The sequence below is a fragment of the Undibacterium sp. genome (genome assembly GCF_030683615.1).
GTDB classification, from domain to species: Bacteria; Pseudomonadota; Gammaproteobacteria; order Burkholderiales; family Burkholderiaceae_D; genus Undibacterium; species Undibacterium umbellatum.
Map to the genome: position 1 here is coordinate 245,646 of NZ_JAUXQE010000021.1, position 23,890 is coordinate 269,535.

The 23,890-nt window shown below is 47.1% G+C and carries 26 protein-coding genes; 3 read left to right on the forward strand and 23 right to left on the reverse strand.

The window, feature by feature from the left end:
- Positions 1-8: 8 nt before the first annotated feature.
- From Q8K39_RS10625 to ppsA, 7 genes are all read right to left on the reverse strand, one after another.
- Positions 9-188 carry a hypothetical protein gene (locus Q8K39_RS10625; RefSeq protein ID WP_305260004.1) on the reverse strand — a complete coding sequence of 60 codons (180 nt, stop codon included), beginning with the start codon at positions 186-188 and terminating at the stop codon, positions 9-11.
- 59 nt (positions 189-247) lie between these two features.
- Positions 248-499, reverse strand: a complete 252-nt coding sequence (locus Q8K39_RS10630; RefSeq protein WP_305260006.1) for a DUF1870 family protein — start codon at positions 497-499, stop codon at positions 248-250.
- A 43-nt stretch (positions 500-542) separates the two neighbouring features.
- A complete protein-coding gene (locus Q8K39_RS10635; protein ID WP_305260008.1) occupies positions 543-3,212 on the reverse strand; it encodes a polysaccharide deacetylase family protein in 2,670 nt (889 codons plus the stop codon).
- Positions 3,213-3,333: 121 nt separating this feature from the next.
- Complete coding sequence (locus tag Q8K39_RS10640) at positions 3,334-4,032, reverse strand: DNA alkylation repair protein (protein WP_305260010.1); 699 nt, start codon at positions 4,030-4,032, stop codon at positions 3,334-3,336.
- A gap of 135 nt (positions 4,033-4,167) precedes the next feature.
- Positions 4,168-5,118 (reverse strand): SPFH domain-containing protein, encoded by a 951-nt coding sequence (locus tag Q8K39_RS10645; RefSeq protein WP_186951368.1) that lies wholly within the window; start codon positions 5,116-5,118, stop codon positions 4,168-4,170.
- A 55-nt stretch (positions 5,119-5,173) separates the two neighbouring features.
- A complete protein-coding gene (locus Q8K39_RS10650; RefSeq protein ID WP_186951367.1) occupies positions 5,174-5,608 on the reverse strand; it encodes an NfeD family protein in 435 nt (144 codons plus the stop codon).
- 324 nt (positions 5,609-5,932) lie between these two features.
- A complete protein-coding gene (gene ppsA, locus Q8K39_RS10655) occupies positions 5,933-8,350 on the reverse strand; it encodes a phosphoenolpyruvate synthase (RefSeq protein ID WP_305260013.1) in 2,418 nt (805 codons plus the stop codon).
- 232 nt (positions 8,351-8,582) lie between these two features.
- Here ppsA and Q8K39_RS10660 point away from each other — a divergent pair, with 232 nt between their 5' ends.
- Complete coding sequence (locus Q8K39_RS10660) at positions 8,583-9,431, forward strand: pyruvate, water dikinase regulatory protein (protein WP_186951365.1); 849 nt, start codon at positions 8,583-8,585, stop codon at positions 9,429-9,431.
- Here Q8K39_RS10660 and Q8K39_RS10665 read toward each other — a convergent pair.
- From Q8K39_RS10665 to Q8K39_RS10740, 16 genes are all read right to left on the reverse strand, one after another.
- A complete protein-coding gene (locus Q8K39_RS10665) occupies positions 9,425-10,222 on the reverse strand; it encodes an RNA methyltransferase (protein ID WP_305260016.1) in 798 nt (265 codons plus the stop codon). The genes Q8K39_RS10660 and Q8K39_RS10665 overlap by 7 nt on opposite strands.
- Positions 10,223-10,828 carry a ribonuclease HII gene (gene rnhB, locus Q8K39_RS10670; protein ID WP_305260017.1) on the reverse strand — a complete coding sequence of 202 codons (606 nt, stop codon included), beginning with the start codon at positions 10,826-10,828 and terminating at the stop codon, positions 10,223-10,225. It lies immediately after the preceding gene.
- A complete protein-coding gene (locus tag Q8K39_RS10675) occupies positions 10,821-11,075 on the reverse strand; it encodes a glutaredoxin family protein (RefSeq protein WP_370868590.1) in 255 nt (84 codons plus the stop codon). Before Q8K39_RS10675 ends, rnhB begins: the two co-directional genes overlap by 8 nt.
- 135 nt (positions 11,076-11,210) lie before the next feature.
- Positions 11,211-12,692, reverse strand: coding sequence for a DegQ family serine endoprotease (locus Q8K39_RS10680; RefSeq protein WP_305260018.1), 1,482 nt, complete (start codon positions 12,690-12,692; stop codon positions 11,211-11,213).
- 12 nt (positions 12,693-12,704) lie between these two features.
- Positions 12,705-13,721, reverse strand: coding sequence for a MucB/RseB C-terminal domain-containing protein (locus tag Q8K39_RS10685; RefSeq protein WP_305260019.1), 1,017 nt, complete (start codon positions 13,719-13,721; stop codon positions 12,705-12,707).
- A gap of 2 nt (positions 13,722-13,723) precedes the next feature.
- Complete coding sequence (locus Q8K39_RS10690) at positions 13,724-14,401, reverse strand: sigma-E factor negative regulatory protein (RefSeq protein WP_305260020.1); 678 nt, start codon at positions 14,399-14,401, stop codon at positions 13,724-13,726.
- A 69-nt stretch (positions 14,402-14,470) separates the two neighbouring features.
- Positions 14,471-15,073, reverse strand: coding sequence for an RNA polymerase sigma factor RpoE (gene rpoE / locus Q8K39_RS10695; RefSeq protein WP_110253553.1), 603 nt, complete (start codon positions 15,071-15,073; stop codon positions 14,471-14,473).
- Between the two features lie 184 nt (positions 15,074-15,257).
- Entirely contained in the window at positions 15,258-15,716 is a 459-nt protein-coding gene (locus Q8K39_RS10700; protein ID WP_186951358.1) for a protein YgfX, read from the reverse strand.
- A 61-nt stretch (positions 15,717-15,777) separates the two neighbouring features.
- A complete protein-coding gene (gene fabF, locus Q8K39_RS10705) occupies positions 15,778-17,019 on the reverse strand; it encodes a beta-ketoacyl-ACP synthase II (protein WP_186951357.1) in 1,242 nt (413 codons plus the stop codon).
- Positions 17,020-17,051: 32 nt separating this feature from the next.
- Positions 17,052-17,291, reverse strand: coding sequence for an acyl carrier protein (acpP, locus tag Q8K39_RS10710; protein WP_110253556.1), 240 nt, complete (start codon positions 17,289-17,291; stop codon positions 17,052-17,054).
- Between the two features lie 152 nt (positions 17,292-17,443).
- Positions 17,444-18,196: a 3-oxoacyl-ACP reductase FabG gene (gene fabG / locus Q8K39_RS10715; RefSeq protein WP_186951356.1), complete on the reverse strand. Its 753-nt coding sequence runs from the start codon at positions 18,194-18,196 to the stop codon at positions 17,444-17,446.
- Entirely contained in the window at positions 18,193-19,134 is a 942-nt protein-coding gene (fabD, locus tag Q8K39_RS10720; protein ID WP_305260023.1) for an ACP S-malonyltransferase, read from the reverse strand. The genes fabG and fabD overlap by 4 nt, the downstream gene beginning before the upstream one ends.
- Positions 19,135-19,186: 52 nt before the next feature.
- Positions 19,187-20,173, reverse strand: coding sequence for a beta-ketoacyl-ACP synthase III (locus Q8K39_RS10725; protein ID WP_305260025.1), 987 nt, complete (start codon positions 20,171-20,173; stop codon positions 19,187-19,189).
- A complete protein-coding gene (gene plsX / locus Q8K39_RS10730; RefSeq protein WP_305260027.1) occupies positions 20,170-21,264 on the reverse strand; it encodes a phosphate acyltransferase PlsX in 1,095 nt (364 codons plus the stop codon). The genes Q8K39_RS10725 and plsX overlap by 4 nt, the downstream gene beginning before the upstream one ends.
- Before the next feature lie 254 nt (positions 21,265-21,518).
- A complete protein-coding gene (gene rpmF, locus Q8K39_RS10735) occupies positions 21,519-21,701 on the reverse strand; it encodes a 50S ribosomal protein L32 (RefSeq protein WP_008449924.1) in 183 nt (60 codons plus the stop codon).
- Positions 21,702-21,825: 124 nt separating this feature from the next.
- Positions 21,826-22,350 carry a DUF177 domain-containing protein gene (locus tag Q8K39_RS10740; protein ID WP_305260041.1) on the reverse strand — a complete coding sequence of 175 codons (525 nt, stop codon included), beginning with the start codon at positions 22,348-22,350 and terminating at the stop codon, positions 21,826-21,828.
- Between the two features lie 116 nt (positions 22,351-22,466).
- Here Q8K39_RS10740 and Q8K39_RS10745 point away from each other — a divergent pair, with 116 nt between their 5' ends.
- Complete coding sequence (locus tag Q8K39_RS10745; RefSeq protein WP_305260043.1) at positions 22,467-23,078, forward strand: Maf-like protein; 612 nt, start codon at positions 22,467-22,469, stop codon at positions 23,076-23,078.
- Positions 23,079-23,121: 43 nt separating this feature from the next.
- A complete protein-coding gene (locus tag Q8K39_RS10750) occupies positions 23,122-23,874 on the forward strand; it encodes an SAM-dependent methyltransferase (protein ID WP_305260045.1) in 753 nt (250 codons plus the stop codon).
- Positions 23,875-23,890: the final 16 nt, after the last annotated feature.

Genomic DNA, 23,890 nt, shown 5'->3' on the forward strand with positions numbered 1-23,890 from the left:
GAAACATATCAAGGCTGTGCAATCACAGCCTTGATTTTTTCATGCGGGCGCTTGCTCGTCTGCCCATTGATTGCGCATGGCATCGGCCACCCCAGCCAGCTTTCAAAAGCGGGGCCATCAAACTGTACGACGTTGCAGTTTTCTACCGAGATCAGATGCGCTACCACAGACTGCTGCGGCCTCCACATGATTGATTCACGATACGGCAAGGTACACCAGTCTTCAAAGCTGTCGTACCAGACAAGTGCTATCGGCTTTTACTGATACCTGGCTGCATTTGCCGGTAATAGGCTTTTATCGCCGCTTGCGTTTCGGTAATTGCCTTCTTGCGGCAAACCATGAGGTAATTAATCATGGATATCACATCTTGCGGTATCTGTTGCGTACCCGCCTCCCAGCTACTCCAACTGCGCAACGTGACACCACCGATTAACTCTGCCGCTTCATGTTGGCTGAAATGCAGCAAGCTGCGCATAGCCTTCAAACTTACACCATTCATATTTATTCTTTGCCCAAAATTTAATTACTTCTATGAATAAACCTCAGTTCAATTTTTTAAGCGCTTCTTTGACATAATTGGCATTTGGACTATTTGGCGATAACTCCAGAAAGCTGGCATAAGCTTTTTTTGCTTTTTCATTGTCATTCAAAAGCGCCCTGGCATCACCCAGATTTAAATAGGCGATTGAACGAGAAGGATCAATCTGCAAAGTATTCTCAAACCAGCGTGCAGCTTCTGCATATTTTTGCTGTTTGAAGTAAACAAATCCCAGGTTGTTTGCCGCCAGACCAAAGTCAGGCCTGTACTTCAGAGCCTCTGTAAATGCGGCTTCTGCCTGTGCATATTGCTTCTCTTTATATAATTGCAGACCATGGTCATTGGCTCTTTGTGCCAGTTGGCGTGATGAGCCATCCACCATTTTGGGTGCCGCGATCTTCTGTTCGCCACCAGTCAGGTTTTTGATCACTATCGGTGCATCTGCACCTGCTTTGGCTGCGCCATCCAGTTTGTTGTTGAGAGCAATGGCATCAGCAGATAACTGATTGGTTTTTGCATTGAGGAACTCTCCCTCTCCTCTTGTTTCAAAAACAAATTCACCACCTTCAGAACCTGGCAAGCTGCCAAATGCAGGCGTTTGCTGTGACACACTGGATACGGCGGGTGCAATATAGGCTGCCAACTCTGTTGCCGTGATCATGCCATCGCCATTCATGTCGGCCTTGCCACTCAGGGCCTGCAGCAAAGTCCAGGTGAAGACAGAGTGACCATTAGGTCCACCGTCAGCAACCAGTTGATCGGCACCACCCGCAGTCAGCATTTGGCGACCCAAACGCTTGCCATTTTCACGCAGGAATGCGCTGGTGCCACCACCGCGCGTCAGCCCCAGCCCGCTATAACAGGCATCCATAACAAACAGTATATGTTTGGCATTCAGGCTTTCGGCGATGTTCTGCAAATCTGTCATGGGGATGGCATCGACAGACAATTGCTCAGGGTCAGAATCAACGGGAATGATATAACCCAGGTTGCGTCCAGAACTCAGCTTCCTGGTTGCTCCGTGACCAGCAAAAAAGACGAAGACCCTGTCATCTTTTTTCAATTGCCCATGTCCCAGTTTTTCATGGAACAAGGCAAGGATATTATTGCGGGTCGCGTCTGCATTGGTCAGCGTCAATACTTTGTCGCCGGCAAAGCCCATGCGATTGATCAGGGTGTCGCGGATAGCATTGGCATCCTGCACTGCATATTGCAACTTGGGCCACTTTGCATAGTCGTTGATACCAATGACGATAGCCCAGCTATTTTGATAGTCGGTACTGATGCTGACTTTTTCTGGTGTAGGCTTGCCGCCTTTGGCAATTTTAAAATCTGTGCCGTCCCAGGAAGCAAAGCTATAGCCGTCAGCAATCAATTTATCCAATACCAGCGGCAATGCCTTTACCGTGCGCTCATGAATATCGTGGAAGAGAATAATGCCGCGCTGTTCTTTCTCCAAAGTGCCAAGTACACGACCTGCAATGGAGTTGGGCACAGGGTCAGCCCAATCCAGGGAATCAATATTCCACATCACTGAACGCAAGCCCAGCTTTTGCAGGATTTGCATGCCTTCTTTGTTTTTCGCGCCGTAAGGGAAGCGGAACAAAGATGATCGTGCCGGGTCTATGGCCTTCAGCAATTTATCTGTCTGTTCGATTTCCGCATTCAGATTATTGCCGCTTTGCTTGGACAGTAAAGCATGACTAAAGCTATGGTTGGCCAACACATGACCAGCGCTCAACAGCTTCTTGCTGGTTGCTGCATTTTTATTCAGCGATTCCTTGCCCTGCGCATCAATACTGCCTACGTTCTTGCCAACCTGAAAGAACACGCCTGGCACATTGTATTGCTTGAGTATCGCCGCGATTTCATCGGTGTAAGTAGCATGTGGACCATCGTCAAAGGTCAGCACCACTGTCTTGGCAGGCAGGCCCTGGCCGAAAATTTCTCTATCCTTTTCATCGGCTGCTTCCGGTTTTTCCGGATAAGGCAGGATGAAGCCGTAATCCTTGAGGATTTGTTCGCGGTTATACAGCTTGCGCAGCTTGGCGATGTAGTCATCCCAGCGCTCGCGCTTCAGTTCTATGGAACGCGACTCAAAACGAGAGAAAATTTCTTTGAGTTCTTTATCGTATTCTTTTTCTATTTCACTGAGCGCATTCAAATCGTCAGTAACACGCTTGTGCAGTTTAATTGATGGTAAAGTCTGCTCAGTCGCTATCAGCTTTTGCATCTTGAGCAAAACTTCGCGGAATGCGAGACGATCTGCATCATATAAATCTTCACCTGATTCAATATAGGTCAGGATAGTATCAAAGCTGGATTCTCGTTTTGCATTGCTGAATGATTTCAATTTACTGAAAAAAGTATCCAGGTCATTGAGTCTGACCAGATTTTCATGGAATAAAGCCTGACCTACCCGGTTAGCTTCATTGCGTTCTTTGGCATTGAGCTTTTTCTCATCGGCAAGCAAGATGATAATTTTGCGATAGGCTACCAGCAAGCCATTCAAGTCTTCTGGCAATTTGGCAGGATCAAATGTATCCTTTTGCTCAGACTGAGAAGCTACCGCCTTGCTCTCTGGAGTCTGGTTAGACTTTTGTACAAGGAAATAAGAAGTGACAGCCACGCTGACTACGGCGATGGCAGACAAGATAAGGTTTTTAGGTTTCATCAGAAATAATGCAAGCTGGCAGTTTAGCAATTTACAAACAACCAGATATCATATTGCAAATGCCACACCACATGGGTACTTAAATACGCGCCAACAACTTGGATTGCCGGATTTTTTGTAACTATTCTCCTAGATTCTTTAAATTTTTTGCAGCTTCGCGCAGGGTCAATCCAGAAAATCTACTCTGGTTCGCTTGTAGAAAACCATGTATGGCCGCAGGTTCATGCCAGGCATAATCACGCAATGCCCAGCCTATGGCTTTACGGATAAAAAACTCTTTTTCATCTGCCAATGCCAGGGCGTAATGAAACAATCTGTCCACATCTGTGAGTTCGCGCCAACCCAATTGATGTAATAGCGCGATACGCCTTACCCAAAAATCAGGGTGTTCAAGCGCTGCGTCCATGCTGATTTGTATTTGCCTGCCTCCAGTCAAATTTTTCCGCAATAAATCACCAATTACGCCTGTCAGCCCATCAACAGTATCCCACCAGGATTTCTGCTGCGCCAACAACAATAGCAACGGTGAATCGTCTGGTCTCAGACTGCGCCAGTGCTTAGCCAGTATATCGATAGCCACATAGTGATACTCACGCTCTTTACATGCCCACAATGCCTGCGCAATAGCCAGCAATTGCGCAGGGTCTGCCGTTTTTAACTCTTGTATGTCTGCTGCGCATGCTTTGCGTCTTTCAGGTGCTGAAATACCCAGAAATTCAAATTGATTTTTCATATACGCACGCATGGCAATAGCACGTTGTGAATCAGCGACTCTTGATAAGGAGAGTTGAAAGTTATCGACTACATTATTCACTTCCATGCTTACGCTATCCTTGTTTCACTCTGCAAAAAAACAAATTTCTTCGAAAAAAATTTAAAAAACCGGCTGATGGAGATCAGCCGGTTTTTTTGATATCCTCTGGATGTCGAAGAGCATGTCACGCTCCTCAATCCATTAAACAGGTCGACGTGGTGATTCAATCACAGCAGGTTTCTGAGATTTGGCAACTTGCATCGCTGTCGCAATTAAGCCACTCATATCGCCCAGATTAGCAGGAACAATAATCGAGTTATTGGTTTTGGCCAAATTGGCAAACGCTGCTACATATTGTTCAGCCACTTTCAAGTTGGCCGCATCAGACCCACCTGGCGATTGTATCGCTGCGGCAGTCTTTCGTATCGCTTCTGCGCTGGCTTCTGCGATCGACAGAATGGCAGCAGCCTGGCCTTGAGCGCGATTGATCGATGCCTGCTTTTCACCTTCGGATTTGGCAATCGACGCTTCACGCTCGCCAGTGGCGATATTAATCTGCTCTTGCTTGCGGCCTTCAGAAGCGGCAATCAGCGCACGTTTTTCACGTTCAGCAGTAATTTGGGCCTGCATCGCATGCAAAATTTCTTTTGGCGGCGTCAAATCCTTGATCTCATAGCGCAAGACCTTGACACCCCAGTTGGCAGCAGATTCATCAATCGCATTAACGATCGTAGTATTGATGTGATCGCGTTCTTCAAAGGTTTTATCCAATTCCATTTTGCCGATGACAGAACGCAAGGTGGTTTGCGCAAGTTGTGTAATCGCTGCTATATAGTTCGAGGAACCATATGAGGCGCGCATGGCATCGGTAATTTGGAAATACAGTATGCCATCCACTTGCAACTGCGTATTGTCCCTGGTGATACAAACTTGTGGCGGCACATCCAGCGGGATTTCTTTCAATATGTGCTTATAAGCGATGCGATCAACAAAAGGCACCACGATATTTAAACCTGGTCCCAGCGTGGCATGATATTTACCCAGACGTTCCACCACCCATGCATGCTGTTGTGGAACGACATTGATGGTTTTGAAGACAAATACCATGGCCAACACCAATAAAACCAGAGCGACGCTACCTATATTTTCCATATGCTTACCTTTATTGTTATTCAGACTGTTTTATATTTATATTAATTTTTTACTACTATGAAGGTTTGACTATCAAGCGGCTACCTTGTATTTCTTCAATGACATAAGCACCGGGATAGCCTGCCGAGTGCTGTAATTCAACATCCCACATGGCACCGCGATACATGGTTCTTGCAGAAAACGTGCCATTGCCCAAATCCTTCCATTCATTGACTTGCAAGGTCTGGCCTATATCCATATTCACATTAGGATCGCGGGCAACATTTGCATTTTCTTTCCAGCCATATTTACTTTTGTGTAAAGCCAGGGTTGCGAGTGAGCCAACAACTGCAGCAACGATCATTTGACTCTCTGGACCCAATTGAAAAACAGCAGCCAAAGCACCTGCCACCAGGCCAATTGAAATCATCAGCAAGTAAAACGTACCCGTGAACAATTCAAATATGATGACCAGACCAGCTAGTATCATCCACATCATCCATCCGCTCATTTTTTTATTCTCCTTATTGAATTTTTGTACTGATCAACACTGCTACATTATCATTCTCTACGACAAACTTATATTTTTCATCGGTAATTATCATAGAATTTTACCCACAAAAAAGCCCCCGTTACCTGATGTGGTAATGAGGGCTTTTCCAAGAATTTTGTTGAAGTATTGATTTTCTTTTTCTTAAGTTTCGACATCGGTAGTCTAGTCCTAATTTTAAAAAATACAAGGGGTCACATTCGAATTATGTTGCAACGCACCAACAAGAAAAAACGGGAACCCTTTTACAAGGAGTTCCCGCTTTTATATTTTAATTCAGACTACTTATTTTCCGACTGCCGCCAATTTCTGCCAGGTATCAATCACTGAATCAGGGTTCAGGGAAATCGATTCTATTCCCTCCTTCATCAACCATTCAGCAAAGTCAGGATGATCGGACGGTCCCTGACCACAAATGCCGACATACTTGTTGAGTTTGCGGCAAGCAGCGATGGCACGAGACAACAAGGCCCGTACTGCCGGGTCACGTTCATCAAAATCCACTGCCAGCAATTCCATACCAGAATCGCGATCCAGACCCAGCGTCAACTGAGTCAAGTCATTGGAGCCTATAGAGAAACCGTCAAAGAATTGCAGGAACTCTTCCGCCAGAATTGCATTCGATGGGACTTCACACATCATGATCAGGCGCAAGCCGTTCTCACCACGTTTAAGCCCATTTTTTTCCAGCAGGTTGACGACTTTTTCAGCCTGACCCAAAGTACGTACGAAAGGCACCATGATTTCTACATTGGTCAGGCCCATCTCATTACGTACACGTTTCATGGCCTGGCATTCCATTTCGAATGACTCAGCAAAATCCGGTGCCAGATAACGCGCTGCACCTCGGAAACCCAGCATAGGATTTTCTTCATCCGGTTCGTAACGGGATCCGCCTATGAGCTTCTTGTATTCATTTGATTTGAAGTCAGACAAGCGGACGATGACTTTCTTTGGCCAGAATGCAGCAGCAATGGTCGCAATACCTTCTGCCAGTTTGTCGACATAAAAAGCTCTTGGAGACGCGTGACCACGGGCGACAGATTCCACCGCTTTTTTCAAGTCAGCATCAATATTCGGGTATTCCAGAATCGCTTTTGGATGCACGCCAATATTATTGTTGATGATGAATTCCAGACGTGCCAAGCCAACGCCTTCATTCGGCACCGACTGGAAGTCAAATGCCAGTTGAGGATTGCCGACATTGAGCATGATCTTTAAAGGCAACTTCGGCAATTCGCCGCGCAGCTCTTCAGTAACCTCAGTTTCCAGCAAACCGTCGTAAATCTTGCCTTCATCACCTTCAGCACAAGACACGGTAACCAGAGTGCCGTCCTTCAGCATGTCAGTAGCATCTTCACAGCCCACTACGGCTGGAACACCCAACTCACGCGCGATGATCGCTGCATGGCAGGTACGACCACCACGGTTGGTGACGATGGCGGCAGCGCGCTTCATGACGGGTTCCCAGTTGGGATCTGTCATGTCGGCAACCAGTACGTCGCCAGGTTGTACTCTTTCCATCTCGGAAGGGTCATGAATAACGCGCACACGGCCCGCACCAATTTTTTGGCCGATCGCACGGCCAGAGGCTAATACCGTGCCACTGCCTTTTAGTTTGAAGCGCTGTTGTGCATCGGTCGCTTTTTGCTGGGATTTAACAGTCTCTGGGCGAGCTTGCAGGATATACAGCTTGCCATCACGGCCATCCTTGCCCCATTCAATATCCATTGGGCGACCATAATGCTTCTCGATGATGGTCGCATACTTGGCCAACTCTACCACCTCGTTATCATTCAAGGAATAACGGTTGCGCAATTCCACGGGCACATCCACCGTTTTGACCGAGCGACCAGCCTTGGCCTCACCAGTAAATTCCATCTTGATGAGTTTGGAGCCAATATTACGACGTATTACTGGCAATTTTCCCAGTTCCAGCATAGGTTTGTGAACATAGAATTCGTCAGGGTTGACCGCACCCTGTACCACCGTCTCGCCAAGGCCATAGCTGGAAGTGATGAAGACTACGTCCTTGAAACCGGATTCTGTATCTATCGTGAACATGACGCCTGCAGCACCCAGGTCAGAACGCACCATACGCTGCACGCCAGCGGACAATGCCACTTCAGCATGGGTAAAGCCTTTATGGACTCGGTAAGAAATAGCCCTGTCGTTATACAGTGAAGCAAATACGTGCTTCATTGCTTCCAAAATATTGTCAATTCCGACAACATTCAAGAAAGTTTCTTGCTGACCAGCGAACGACGCATCAGGCAAATCTTCTGCCGTAGCCGAAGAACGCACAGCAAATGACATTTCAGCCACAGAATCAGAAACGAGCTTGTTGTAAAACTCCTCTATCTCTGTCAGCAAGCGTGGCTGGAATGGCGTGTCGATGATCCATTGACGGATGTCGGCACCGGCTCTTGCCAGTTCCTTGACGTCGTCGATATCAAGGTTCTCAAGACGGTCGGCAATGCGCTTTTCCAGTGGCAAGCCGCCATCGATACTATGCGTCAGGAAATCACGGAATGCTTGTGCCGTGGTGGCAAAACCACCAGGGACCCGTACACCAGCTGCGGCCAGTTGGCTGATCATTTCGCCTAAAGAAGCATTTTTTCCGCCGACGGATTCAACATCCGTCATGCGTAAATGCTCAAACGAGGCAACATAAGTTGCTTCGGTAATTGCTGCGTTGGACATAACAACCTCTTTTTGATGGTAAGAAATCTTTGCTGTTTAATGCCGTGCTGCTTCGTATCCCGCTGTTTTTTTGTTATTCTTGAGGCGAGCTACGCTTGACATGTTGTTGCAGCATTTTACATTGTGTCCTGCAAGATTTATCCAAACGGAATAAGAATTTGCAGTCTTTTTTGTTTCTAAGAGTACAAATATATTCCGTCCAGTCTATTGTCATTATTCATATAAAATTATCATGTCAGATACTCCCCAGCAAGCACGGCCTGCAGCGAATCGTACCGTCTTTTTCGTCTCGGATGGCACTGGCATCACTGCAGAAACTTTTGGACATTCGGTTTTGACGCAATTTGACCTCAAATTCAAGCAAATTCGCCTGCCGTTTATTGATACCCTGGAAAAGGCCCACGAAGCCGTGCGCAAGATCAATGATGCCTATACAGCAGAAGGCAATCGTCCCATTGTATTTTCTACCCTGGTTAAAACTGATCTGGCTGGTGTTGTATTCAAGTCCAGGGGTTTGCACATGGATTTGATACAAACCTTTGTGTCGCCACTTGAGCAAGAGCTTGGTGTCAAATCCACCCATACCATAGGGCGTAGCCACAATATTACAGATTCTGAAGAGTATAAAAACAGGATAGAAGCCATCAATTTTTCTTTGGCGCATGACGATGGCCAATCCAACAAGAATTTATCGACAGCAGATGTGATATTGGTCGGTGTTTCACGCTCGGGCAAAACCCCAACCACACTGTATCTGGCCATGCAATATGGTATCAAGGCAGCAAACTATCCTTTGATCCCTGATGATTTTGAACGTGGCAAGTTGCCATCAGCTCTACCTGAATTTAAAAGCAAGATTTTTGGACTGAGTATCGCGCCAGAACGCCTGTCGGAAATTCGTAACGAGCGTCGCCCCGGCAGCAAATATGCCTCACTGGAAAACTGTCGCTACGAAGTCAACGAGGCAGAACTGATGATGAAGCGCGAAGGCATACGCTGGCTGTCATCAACCGCAAAATCGATAGAAGAGATTTCGACCACGATTTTGCAGGAAATTAAATCTGACGTAAGGATTTACTGAGATTTTGCGTCCAGTTGCTGTCGTACCTGTTCGAAAAAACAGATGGCAGCACTGGCTGCCACATTCAAGGACTCTATAGCAGCTTGCTGCGGTATGGTCACGGTACTCGTGGCCATAGACATCAACTCAGGTGAAACACCCTGCCCCTCATGACCGAACAGCCAGACCACTTCCTGGTTCAAATTGCTTTGATAGATAGTCTGCCTGGCATGAGAACTGGTGGCCAGCACCGGAATAGCGGCATTGCTCAATAATGCTAGCAAGTCGACATTTTCAAAAATATTCAGCAAAAAATGTGCCCCCATACCTGCACGCATTACTTTGGGCGACCATGCGAATGCAGTACCTTGGCTGCAAAATACATTTTTTATACCCGCTGCAGCAGCACTGCGCAGAATGGAACCCAGATTGCCGGGATCCTGCAAATTGTCCAACATCACGGAAGATGATGACAGGGCTAATGGAAACTCAGGCGCAGGTGTAGTAACGACAAACATCACACCTATCCCATGCTCAACCTGGCTCAATGCCTTGTACAAGGCATCCGGCAGGCAAACACATTGCGTTCTCTGCTGTTCACTTTGCGCTAGCACAGCCGCCACCTCAGCATGATGCTGGCTACTTTCTGCAACGATACAATATTCTGGTGCACCAATATGCTGAAAGTAGGCTTCGCACAGATGCACGCCATCGAGCAAGGTACGGCCGGCTTTGCGCCTTGCCTGCGAACTTGTGGCGAGATGCTTGAATTCCTTGTAAAGGGGATTGTCGCGGGAAGTAATCGATTTCATTTATTTGAGTAAGGCTTTCACAGGTGCATAAGATTTTCTGTGTATGGGTGATACACCATGTTCACGCAAGCGTTCCAGGTGCAAGGCTGTAGGGTAGCCCTTATGCTGATCCAGCGCGTATTGAGGATAAGTTTCATGTAACTGCATCAACACATGATCGCGTGCAGTTTTTGCGAGTATGGATGCTGCGGATATTGCCGCCACCTTATCATCACCCTTGACGATAGCTTCTGAAGCAATCGCCATGACCGGGCAACGATTTCCGTCTATTAATGCCATTGTAGGCTGGACAGACAAGCCTTCGACGGCACGTCGCATTGCCAGCATGGTGGCTTGCAGGATATTGAGCTCATCAATCTCCTGCTCTGAACATTCGGCAATACACCAGGCCAGGGCATTTTCCTTGATCTCTATTGCCAGTTGCTCACGCTTTGCTTCACTCAGTTTTTTTGAATCACGCAAACCTGCAATCGGGCGATTTGGGTCGAGGATCACAGCTGCAGCCATGACTGGGCCAGCCAATGGCCCCCTGCCCGCTTCATCGACGCCACAAATCACTTCGTTCTCATAGTCAAACAAAGATAAACCAGGTGTCAGATCATGCATGAAAAAAAGCTTTCAGCGCTGCGGGGTCAAGGTAGTAGTGGCAAATTCTTTGTTGGCTCTGCCCTTCTTTCTGGCCGACCAAAACTGGCACAAGCTCATCGTATAGAGCTAACAATTCGTCATCCTGATCGATATCGGTGACCTTGACGGTAAAGCCATATTCAGGACTATAGGCCTGCAGTTGTTCAAGCATATCGTCACAGAGGTGACAATAACTGCGTGAATAGAGTGTAAATTGAATCATCATTCCTGCCTAAAGTGGTTGAGGTCGCTAACATCATGCGTGCATTCTCTATGCCTGCATTATAAGTCGCTAATATCAGAGCAACAAAGTAAAAAAGGCCACCTGAAAAACAGGTGGCCTTCATATCACTTAAAAAACTTATTGATTTGTTGGACGAACTGCCACGAATTTGGAGACGTCACCACGCTTGACCAATAATAAAACAGGTTTCTTTTGATCAACTTTTGCCATGACAGCAGCAAACTCTTTGGCGTCTTTGATATCTGCGTTAAAGATACGTGTAATGATGTCGCCAGCTTGCAGTCCGGCACGTGCGGCGCCCCCTTCTGCGCTTTCCAGTATCACGCCACCGCTGACACGGGCATCACGTTTCTGCACTTCAGTCAGATCCGTAATAGAAAGTCCAAATACATTGGCAGATGGCTCAGGCTTTTGCTTTCCTGTTTTTACCGGGCTTTTTTCTGCATCAGCTTCAGCAACAGTAATGACGATATCCTTGGCGCCACCTTTACGCCAGATGGTCACTGTTGCTTTGCCGCCTGGTTTAATGTCACCAACAACACGGTTCAAATCAACCGCTTTATCAATCACAGTGCCGTTAACTTTTTGAATTACGTCACCCACTTCCACACCCGCTTTTTCAGCAGGAGAACCTGGCATCACGCGCTGTATCAGCGCCCCTTGCGCTTTTGCCAGACCCAGGCCTTCTGCAACGTCTTTTGGGACATCGATGCGCTCTACACCCAGATAGCCTCGTACCACCTTGCCTGAAGACTTTAATTGCTCAACAACACGCATGGCTTCGTCAATCGGAATCGCGAATGAAATACCCATATAGCCACCAGAGCGGCTATAAATTTGCGAGTTCACACCGATTACTTCGCCACGCATGTTGATCAACGGGCCGCCAGAGTTACCTGGGTTGACTGCCACATCCGTTTGTATCAATGGCAGGTAATCGCCAGTATCGCGCGCTTTGGCCGAGATAATACCTGCAGTGACAGTATTGTCGAGATCAAACGGTGAACCAATGGCAATCACCCATTCACCTGCCTTGATTTTATCAGAATCGCCAACTGTCACACGCGGCAATTTGCTGCCATCAATTTTCAATACTGCAATGTCCGTGCGGCGGTCCGCACCAACAACTTTGGCTTTGAATTCACGCTTATCGGTCAGTTTGACATAGACCTCGGACGCGCCATCTACCACATGCGCATTCGTCAATACATAGCCATCCTGGGAAATAATGAAACCTGAACCCACACCGCGCGAAACTTCCTCTTCTTGCTGCTGAGGTGCCTTACGACCTTTCGGTGTCGGCTGCTGTTTTGGGATGGGCATAGGTGTGCCAAAGAAGCGGCGGAAAAATTCCTGCATCTGCTCATCCTCAGCACTGCCACCACCTTGATTTTGCTGAATTCTTTCCGTGGTTCTGATATTCACTACTGCCGGCCCGGATTTTTCAACCAGCTCAGTAAAATCAGGTAGGCCAATTATGGCTGCAGCTTCAGCCATAGGATTGGCATTGATTGCAGTCGGCGCAATAAAACCCACACAGGCACTCAGGACCAGGGTGGAAGCAATTTTTTCAATAGGAAAAAGTCTATTCGCTTTCATGGTGTCATTCGCTTATTTAGGTTTAAATTCAATTGAGTTCATTACTTGACGGATAGCGCTGGCAGGTACTTCGCCCACAACGGTTAGCCAGTATTCAGCATGACGCTTACCCATGATAGTCATGGCGCCTTGCTGCAAACTACCTTCAGTCCGGTTTTCGCTGTCCGGCTCTATAAAAACAGAAATTGCCGCCAAGCCATCGGAGAAAATCATTTGCACTACCTGATGTGATTTGATCGCTGTACCGTCGCTATTTTTTGCATTTCCTGCAGCAGGAATCAGTCGCTTCATTTCACGGGTTTTTTTGAACCCGGCTGGCAGAGACTTCACAACCCAACCGGAGTTAATATTGGATTGCACCGTCAAATTTTCAACCTGCCACTGTGCAGTATTTTGAAAAGTCGGTTTTACTCTCTGCTTGTCTATATCCCCAATAGTCAATTGAGTGAAGGCAATTTGTTCTATCACTTCATTTTTGGTATTAACGGTTTGCGCTCGCAATAGCAAGCCAGAATTTTTTTCTACGCAAAGACGGTAGCCATAGCGGAAACCATCCCGTGGATCAAGTGAATATGTCTGGCAATCGATACCAGCAACGCGACTCAGATCAGCCTTTTTTATTGCGTAAAAATCTGGGAGGGATTGCGCATTTGAGGTTAGCAAGGCCGGGAATACTTCTTGCGTAGCATTTTTTTCTACCTGCAAGGTTTTGCTTTCAGGCAGGTAGCAGGTTACTTCTTCGTTTTTTCGCAAATATTCTCTTGGTTGCCCATCAAGGATTTCCAGTTTTTCCAGCTCATTGTTACCATCGAGAACGTGAGTAATTCTGGAAGTCCTTATTTGACTCGCCTGTTGATAAACAAAAGTGCCTGAATAATTCAGTCTTTGTGCCGAAGTTTGCATTTTGCGCAATATATTATGCACTTCACGCTTGTCGTCTATCGCCTCTTGCGCCATTGCTGGTGCCAACAAACCCAGCAGGCAGGTAAAGCAAGCCAATACGATGTCAAAACGCCATACGCACATCATATTTATTTTTCCGAAGCAGATGAAACGGCGTTAGCGTGCGTAACGTACTGCGCTCCGTTATTGATGGCAGGGGAAAAACGTTGATGCGCCAACAGATAGCTGTCAATTCGCGGATCACGCAGCATATCAATTTCGACTGGCTTTTTATCGCTACCGTCAATAGTTTGAGGGGACTGCGTGACAGCTTCCTTCACTGCCAGTGTATTGACCCCTGGCTTCTCAGCGTGCTTGGCCAACTGCACATTGCCTGCAACTGGAGCTTTACTAATAATTTGGCTCGCCGCATCAGGTGAAGCTTGGAAAGACTGAATTTGAGGGATCATGACAAAGGCGAATACTGCTGCTGCGGCCATGCTCGCTACGGCTGCATAAGTGCCCAGAAATTTCTGCTTTTTATGGCTACCTTGATCATTCTGGCCATTGTTTTTTTGCATGGCAGTGGGTGCCAAGATAACCGGCTCGGCATCGAGTCTTTCTGAAAACCGCTTGGAAAAATCAGCACTAAATGTAATAGCTAATTCTTCTGAACGGAGCACATCGCCAATCTGGTGATAAATTTCCCATGCATCCTTGCTGTCCGCTTCGTTTAAACTCGCAAGCAAAGAATCCAATTGAGCATCACTCATTTCACCATCTGCCATGGCTGAGATGCTCTCGTGTTGGTTTGTGCTTTTGTTCATAATTTTCACCTTTTTACTACTATTTTTTGAATTCGCTTGTGCTGCGTTTTTTTTGTAAGGTATCGCCTGTTACCAACGTTGTTCCAGTGTTGTACCCAACAAGGGGCGCAATTTTTCAGCTATTGCTTCACGCGCCCTGAATATTCTGCTTCTCACAGTCCCTATGGGACATAGCATGACTTCTGCAATTTCATCGTAGCTCAAACCTTCAATCTCTCGAAGAGTGATTGCATTCCGCAACTCCTCCGGCAAAGTCGACATGGCTGAATTTACAGTTTCTGCTATTTGCTTACTTGCCAGCAAAGACTCTGGTGTGTTGATATCTCTTAATCCATCCGCGTCTACAAATGACTCCGCTTCGTCCACATCTGCTTCTGTCGATGTCGGTGCCCGGCGTCCTTGAGTAACCAGGTGGTTTTTCGCTGTATTTACGCCGATACGATATAACCAGGTATAAAAAGCAGATTCGCCACGAAAATTCGGTAATGCCCTATAAGCTTTGATAAATGCTTCCTGCACTACGTCTTCCGCTTCTGCGTGGTCATAGACGAGCCGGGACACGAGCCGCATCAGTTTCCTTTGATATTTGGAAACCAGAAGCTCGAATGCTTTTTTGTCACCACGCTGGACGCGTTCAACCAATAGCTGATCAATTTCGCGTTCTGTCGTCACTCATTCATTCCTAAATTTGCATGAGAACAGAGATGTCCGTTCCAAATGCATGTTATTACCATCAACATACGCGATTTATAGAGCGTCAGAGTCCGCCAGTGTATTAAAAGTTCCTTCGCAGAAGTAACATTTCATGTCAGGCTAACCAGGACGTACTGACACATCCTTTAGTTTTAAAAATTTATCACACGCTTGAATGCTTGCTTATCCAGATCAAGTTCACCCGTAATGCCCGGAATGCGGCAGGACTCAATGAATCTGGCAGTATAAGCAACTTATGTTCCTTACCGGCTTCATCCACTAAAAAAATTGATAAAAAGTATGGCCAGATGCGACTTTTGTGACTTATATGCACTACCAAGCCCGTCCGCTGCAACTCTTTCTGCTGCCCTATGTGCAGAATCATTTCACCAGTTGCAGAAATACTTAATTGCCGACTTTGCTGAATGCGCCGCCAATAAATGAAGGCAAAGTAGGCACTACTGCACAACGAACAGAAAAGAATCGCACAAAGCATAGTGACAGGCAGGTCTCTGCCCGCCAATAAAAGCAAAAAACTGAGATGCACCAGTATCAGCATGCAAAAGCACGCCAACAACAATTGGCGGGAAGCGCGGGTAACAATATGCAATGCTATGGTCATGGTAAAAAAAATGGCACTTCATTTCGCTTGAAATGAAGTGCCAAGGCTACTTTTAAAAAAATCAGACTTTTGCAAATATCAACGTGCCGTTCGTTCCGCCAAAGCCGAAAGAATTTTTCATCGCATAATCTATGCGCATATCACGTGCAACGTTTGCACAGTAATCGAGATCACATTCTGGATCCTGATTAACGATATTCATGGTTGGAGGTGAGACCTGGTTGTGCAGTGCAAGAACGGTAAACAATGATTCAAGACCGCCAGCTCCACCTAGCAAATGTCCAGTCATCGATTTGGTCGAATTCACAGTCATTTTATATGCATGGTCAGCAAAAGTTGCCTTGATCGCATCTGTCTCGTTCTTGTCACCTATCGATGTAGAGGTACCGTGCGCATTCAGATAACTAATTTGCTCAAGATTGATCTCGGCATCCTTCATGGCGTTGATCATACTACGACGCGGGCCATCCATGGTAGGTGTGGTGATGTGATAAGCGTCACCACTCATGCCGAAACCGATGACTTCAGCATAAATTTTGGCTCCACGCGCTTTGGCATGTTCATATTCTTCCAGCACCATGACACCAGCGCCTTCACCTAACACAAAACCATCACGGTCTTTATCCCAAGGGCGAGAGGCCGTAGAGGGGTCATCGTTTCTGGTGGAGAGTGCTCTTGCCGAAGCAAAGCCACCCAAGCCCAGAGGAGAAATCGTTGACTCTGCACCACCAGCAATCATCACATCAGCATCGCCGTACTCAATCATTCGAGCAGCCGAACCTATGCAATGCAGGCCGGTAGTACAAGCAGTTACTATCGCAAGATTTGGCCCTTTCAAACCGTACTTGATCGACAGATTACCCGAGATCATATTGATGATAGAAGCAGGCACAAAGAAAGGACTGATGCGACGTGGGCCACGTGCCATCAGAGTCTCCTTGGTTTCCTCTATCAAAGGCAGACCACCAATGCCTGATCCGACGATGACGCCAATACGCTCGGCATTTTCTTCGGTGACAGTGATGCCGCAGTCTTGAAACGCCTGTATCCCTGCGGCTATGCCGAAGTGGATAAAGGTGTCCATATTGCGCGCTTCTTTTGCCGGAATATATTCCTCAACATTGAAGCCTTTCACCTCGCCTGCAAAATGCGTGGTAAATGGTGTTGCATCAAATTTGGTAATCGTTGCAATTCCGGATTTGCCTGAAGTAATGGCACCCCAGGCATCTGCAACTGTATTGCCCACTGGCGAAATACAACCGAGCCCGGTTACAACGACTCGACGTTTAAGCGAACGACTCAAGCGTTTCTCCTGAATTTGAAAAATTCGACTGATTAAGCCTTCAGATGGGCTTTAGCGTAGTCAATCGCTTGTTGAACAGTAGTGATTTTCTCTGCTTGTTCGTCAGGAATTTCCATTTCGAATTCGTCTTCGAGTGCCATCACCAATTCAACTGTGTCCAAAGAATCTGCACCCAAATCATCTACGAAAGAAGATTCGATTTTGATGTCAGCTTCAGCGACGCCCAGTTGTTCAGCGACGATTTTCTTAACGCGTTGTTCGATATCGGACATGTGTGTCTCCAGTGAAAAAATCAAAAAAATAAGGGCCTACAGAAAGTGCGCGCATTTTAGCAGGTTTGTGAGCAAAAAAAGCAAGCCTCTGATTTTCAGCAATAACTCCTGTCATTTTCCTCGAAATTACTGATAAAAACCAAAAAAACGAATTAGCCCAGATACATGCCGCCATTCACATGAAGGGTAGTACCAGTAATATATCCTGCATCAGGCGATGCTAAAAACACGGTTGCAGCTGCAATATCTTCCGGCCTGCCAAGTTTGGCAAGTGGAATTTGCTGCAAAATTGCTGCTTTTTGTTCATCACTCAAGGCTCTGGTCATATCCGTATCGATAAAACCGGGGGCAATGCAGTTGACCGTAATATTGCGACTGCCTATTTCCCTAGCCAATGCACGACTCATGCCAGCCACACCAGCTTTTGCAGCAGCATAGTTCATTTGTCCGGGATTGCCAGAAGAACCCACTACCGAGGTAATACTAATGATACGACCATGCTTGGCCTTCATCATGCCACGCAGCACCGCGCGCGATAAACGCGCGACTGAAGTCAGGTTGGTAGAGATAACACTATCCCATTCCTCTTCCTTCATACGCATGGCCAGTTGATCCTGGGTAATACCGGCGTTATTGACCAGAATCGACAGGCCGCCAAATTCTTTCTGAATTTCATCGACCAGGCTAGAAGTACGCTCTACGTCATTGACATTGAAAGCCACACCCTTGCCAGAACCTGGCGCCAGCTCTTCCAGGTACGCAGTAATTGCCGCTGCACCAGATTCTGTCGTGGCCGTGCCGATGACTTTAGCACCAGCCTTAGCCAGGCCAATGGCAATAGCCTTACCAATACCGCGTGAAGCGCCGGTAACCAGTGCTACTTGATTTTCTAATTGTTGAGTCATTTCAATAGTTCCAATACTTTTTCCAAACTTGCCTGATCAAATACAGTGTCACCCACCAATTCGGCCTGAATACGCTTGGTCAGACCAGTCAAGACCTTGCCTGGGCCGCATTCAATCACATGCGTAATTCCATCATCATGCATTTTATTGATAGTCTCAACCCAGCGCACCGGACTAGCCGCCTGTCGGACCAGTGCATCCTTGATGGACGCGACATCATTCGCAACAGCAACATCAACATTATTAATTAATGGAATCGTTGGTTCAGAAAATGGTATAGCAGCCAGATATTTACGCAACCTGTCTGAAGCAGGCTTGAGCAAGGATGAATGGAAAGGCGCAGAAACCGGCAAAGGCAAAGCGCGCTTGGCACCTTTAGCTTTGGCGATCTCGCAAGCGCGTTCTACTGCAGCTTTGCTGCCAGCAATGACGACTTGAGCCGGCGCATTAAAGTTAACCGCTTCCACAATTTCACCAGGCTCTGCAATCATTGCCTCAGCACATGCCGCCTGCACATCCTCATCAGACAAACCAAGAATGGCAGCCATACCACCCTGCCCGACAGGCACGGCTTCTTGCATAGCCTGCGCTCGAAAACGCACCATGGGTACCGCATCCCTGAAGGCAATAACGCCCGCTGCAACCAGGGCGGAATACTCACCCAGACTGTGTCCAGCCACCAACTTGGGTGCAGGGCCACCAGCAGCCATCCAGGCACGATAGCAAGCCACGGCTGCCGTCAACATGACAGGCTGGGTATTGGTGGTCAGATCCAATGCTTCTTTTGGACCTTCATTAATCATCTTGCCCAAATCCAACTGCAATGCGTCGGATGCTTCAGCAATGGTTTGCTGCACGGCAGGATTATCGGCAAAGCCATTCAACATGCCTATCGCCTGCGAACCCTGCCCAGGGAATACAAATGCAAATTGCGTCATTTCTTATCTCAAATGTTTATTATTGATTGTCTATTTCTTTTTGCCAAACCACTTACATCTTGACGATGGCGGCACCCCAGGTAAAGCCGCCGCCCACACCTTCCAGCATTACCGTGTGACCAGGCTTGACCCTACCGTCGCGTACAGCAAGGTCCAGTGCTAGCGGGATCGAGGCTGCAGAAGTATTGCCATGCTGATCAACAGTAACCACTACCCTTTCCATAGGCATGCGCATTTTTTTTGCTGTGCTTTGCATGATGCGTATGTTTGCCTGGTGCGGTATCAGCCAGTCGATCTGATCTGTAGTCAGGCCGGCGATTTCTAGCGCCTCGTTGGCAACCTTTTCCAGCAAATTGACAGCAAGTTTGAAGACAGCCTGGCCATCCATATACAAAAATGCACTGCCTTCAACCACACCACCCTGGACATTGCCGGGCACGCATAAAATATTGGCATAGCTGCCATCCGCATGCAATTTGGTCGCCAGAACACCGGGCTCTTCTGAACGGGACATGACGATCGCGCCAGCACCATCACCAAACAGTACGCAGGTAGTGCGGTCCTCAAAATTGAGAATACGGGAAAATACCTCTGCACCAATCACCAGCACATTTTTATGATTACCCGCCTTGATCATGCTATCGGCAATAGACATGGCATACATAAAACCACTGCACACTGCCTGCACATCAACTGCTGCCCCACCATTTGTGATGCACAGCTTGTTTTGCACTACGCATGCAGTACTGGGAAAGCCGCCGAGAAAATCAGGGGTTGAAGTTGCCAGTACGATTAAATCAATGTCGTTGGCCTGCATCTTTGCGGCGTCCAGCGCACGCTTTGCAGCCTCCACGGCCATGTCACTGGTTGCAACGTTAGGTTCGGCATAATGGCGGTAGGATATTCCACTGCGGGAAAATATCCATTCATCCGAAGTTTCGATTCCCTTCGCTGCCAGTTGATCCGTTAATTCCTGATTACTTACTTTTTTGGGAGGCAAGTAACTGCCTGTACCCATAATTTTGCTATAGAAAGTCATGCGGTTTTCTGTACCAAGAGTTCATTATTGTCTTTAGCAACCATCTCAACAGCTGCTTCAACATCTGCCATCGGCATCAATTTTGCCATTGAAGTTGCAATGCGTGACAATACATCATTTTTAGCGGCATCAAATGCACGCTGTATTGCCCACTCATAACTATATTTATCCGCGCTGCCATGGCTTTTAAACACAAGACCACGCAAGCCGAGCAAACTGCCGCCATTGTAGTTGGATGGGTTCATGGTACGTGAGATGGATTTCAGGGCGCCGCGGGCAAAAATGGCACCCAACATATTCAGCGGATTACTCTTGAAAGCTGCTGTCAGTGTGATTTTTACAAAACGGCCCATGCCCTCAGCTGCCTTCAGGGTGACATTACCGACAAAGCCATCACAAACGACGATATCAGTCGTACCTTCGAAAATATCATTGCCTTCAACATTGCCATAGAAATTCAGCAAACCACGCTCATGATCTGCTCGTAGCAATTGAGCGGTCTTCTTAACGACGTCATTACCCTTGATATCTTCTTCCCCCACGTTCAACAAGCCTATACTCGGCCTGTCTTTGCCTTCCAGTGCAGAAACCAGGGCCGAGCCCATGATGGCAAATTGATGCAAATGCAAAGGTTCGCAATCCACATTCGCTCCCAAGTCCAGCATGTATGTAGGGAGATTTTTTTGATTTGGCAAAATGCTGCAAATAGCTGGCCTATCAACGCCTTGCATGGTTTTTAGCACATAACGGGAGACTGCCATCAAAGCACCGGTATTGCCAGCAGAAACGCAGGCCTGGGCCGTACCTTCCTTAACCTGATTAATGGCAACGCGCATGGAGGAATCCTTCTTGCGACGCAAGGCGACTTCGATGGGGTCGTCCATCTCCACTACTTCTGTGGCATTGATAATTTTCAATCGTGTATGATTGTTGGCATGGTGCTTCTTCAACTCAGCCTGAAGAATGGATTCAGATCCCACCAGGAGAAATTCGACATCAGGTTCGCGATTGGCAAAAGCAACTGCTGCTGCCACTGTAACTGCCGGGCCATGATCCCCGCCCATGCAGTCTATGGAAATTTTAATTGTCATGTAGTGATACGAAACTTCAATCCGAAACAGCTAGTGTATCAAACCGGAACAGCATTCATTCCGAATTAATTTTTCAAAAGCAGGATTATCTCAAGAATTCAAAGACTCACCGATACAATTCAATCAAAAAACTGGTTAAGTGCTCTATCAAACTCTCGTGCTCAAATAAGTTAGCCAAATTTGAGTAGGTAAACGCAAAAAAACGGCGACAAGTCCGGGACTCGTTACGCCGTTTTTTTTACCATGAACAGGGATTACTCGTCGTTCTTGGTTTTCAATACTTTACGACCACGGTAAAAGCCGTTTGGGCTAATGTGGTGACGCAGATGTGTTTCACCAGTTGTTGGCTCGATACCCAGTTGTGGTGCAACCAGGAAATCGTGGGAACGGTGCATGCCACGCTTGGATGGGGATTTTTTATTTTGCTGAACTGCCATGATAACTCCTAATACTTCAAAAAATGTTTCTAAAATTTAACACGCCTGGTTGAAGAATGCGAACATCGCCAACCAAGAATCCCTAACAATACTTCGACCTGAGTGTTTTTTCAGAATAATGCCACTAGGTACGCCCATTAGTTTTCTTCAGCACGGCAAAAGGTGATTCTTTTTTACCGACTTCCGCGTCAATCGCTGCAGTAGTATCTGCTGAAGCCAACGGTAGATCCGGGCATACTGCATGTTTGGGCGATTGGGGTATTGCCAGTAGCACTTCATCCTCTATCAAATCCATGACATCGAATGTTTTGCTACCTACTACAACATCGACCTCGTCATCTTCGAGCAATGCGTCAATTTCATCTGCATTTTCTTCGTTTTTGGCGAGTATCAATTTGGATTCAGAGTCAATATCAAATGCAAACGGTGTCAAACACCGCTGACACATCAACTGCACCGTACCATTCACAGATAAATTCAACTGAGGATGGCCCAGCTCATCTTTTCCACCCTGCAAAGACCAGCTCAAAGCACCTTCGGTGCTTGCACTTTCTCCTGACAGGCGCGGCAAATCTGCGACTAAAATGCTTCCCGAACGCTGCTCTTCGAGCCGGGAGAACGTGAAAGCGTCAATCACAAATGCTTGCATAGGATTATTTGAACCCAGAAAACCTGCGATAATAACAGGATTACACCTAAGTAGTCAAAGAATTGACGTGATTTTTTCACGTAATGGCGATGAAAATCAAAGAAAATGTTTTCACAATGCAAATAAATAAGCAGCCGATCAGGTTGATACTGGCATCCAGCTCTGTTTACCGTCGTGAATTGCTCGCCAGACTGCAATTCGCGTTCGAAAGTATAGCACCCGAACTTGATGAAAGCCCCAGGTCAGGCGAAAGCCCGGAACAAACTGCCCTGCGCCTGGCACAAGAAAAGGCTGTGGTGATAGCGAAAAATCAGCCCGGATCGATTATCATCGGGTCAGACCAGGTCGCAACACTGGACGGGCTTCAAATTGGTAAACCCGGCAATCATGAAGCGGCTTTACGGCAATTACAGCTCATGCGCGGTCGTGAAGTGGCGTTCCATACGGCCCTGTGTGTCCTGGATCATCGCCAACATGCCCCTTTTCCTGTACAAGTTCAGGATGTCTGCACAATGGTTAAATTCAGGAGTTTAAGCGATGCAGAGCTGGATGCCTATTTGCGAATAGAACAGCCATATGACTGTGCAGGCAGCGCCAAGAATGAAGGATTGGGAATCACCATCATAGAAAGCATCAAAAGTGATGACCCCACTGCTTTAACTGGCCTGCCGCTTATTGCCCTGACCAGCATGTTGCGCAATGCAGGTCTGAGTTTCTTCAAGCTCTGAAATTAAACCTTTGTACATTCCATAAATAAAAAATCAAAAACCCATGACAGGCACGCTTTACTTAATCCCCAATACCCTGGGTCTGAACGAAGATCAGCAAGTTAATTTACTTGCCAGCATCATTCCCGATACCGTACAAAAAATGACGGCAGAGCTCAGTCATTTCGTCGCTGAAAACGCTAAAACTACGCGCGCTTATCTGAAATACCTGTCGCAGGCACACCCACTGCAAAAAGCCATACAGGAAATCCAGATCAGTGAATTGAATATCAATACGCCGACACAGGCATTGGAAGGCTTGTTGCAACCTTTGTTGCAAGGTCATGACGTAGGTCTGATATCTGAAGCTGGCGTGCCCGCCGTTGCCGATCCCGGGGCCAATCTGGTCAGGCTCGCTCATCAACGGAATATCAAGGTGCGCCCTCTGGTCGGCCCCTCTTCGCTGTTGCTGGCTTTGATGGGCAGCGGGCTGAACGGACAAAGCTTTGCCTTTCACGGTTACTTGCCGACGGATGCAGCACTCCGAGCCAAGCGGATCAAGGAACTCGAAGAAAGATCAAAAAAAGAGAAGCAGACGCAACTACTCATAGAAACCCCCTACCGCAATGCTGCCATGCTGGAAGCACTGAGCAATCACTGCAACCCAGGCACCCTGATATGCGTGGCAACAGATTTGAGCCTGGACACAGAATCACTGCAAACAAAAACTGCAGCAGAATGGAAAAGTAGTTTAAGCAAACAGCAAGGCCCTGATTTTCATAAAAAACCGACAGTTTTTCTGTTCTTAAGCAATTAAAAAGTGCACGACCGGT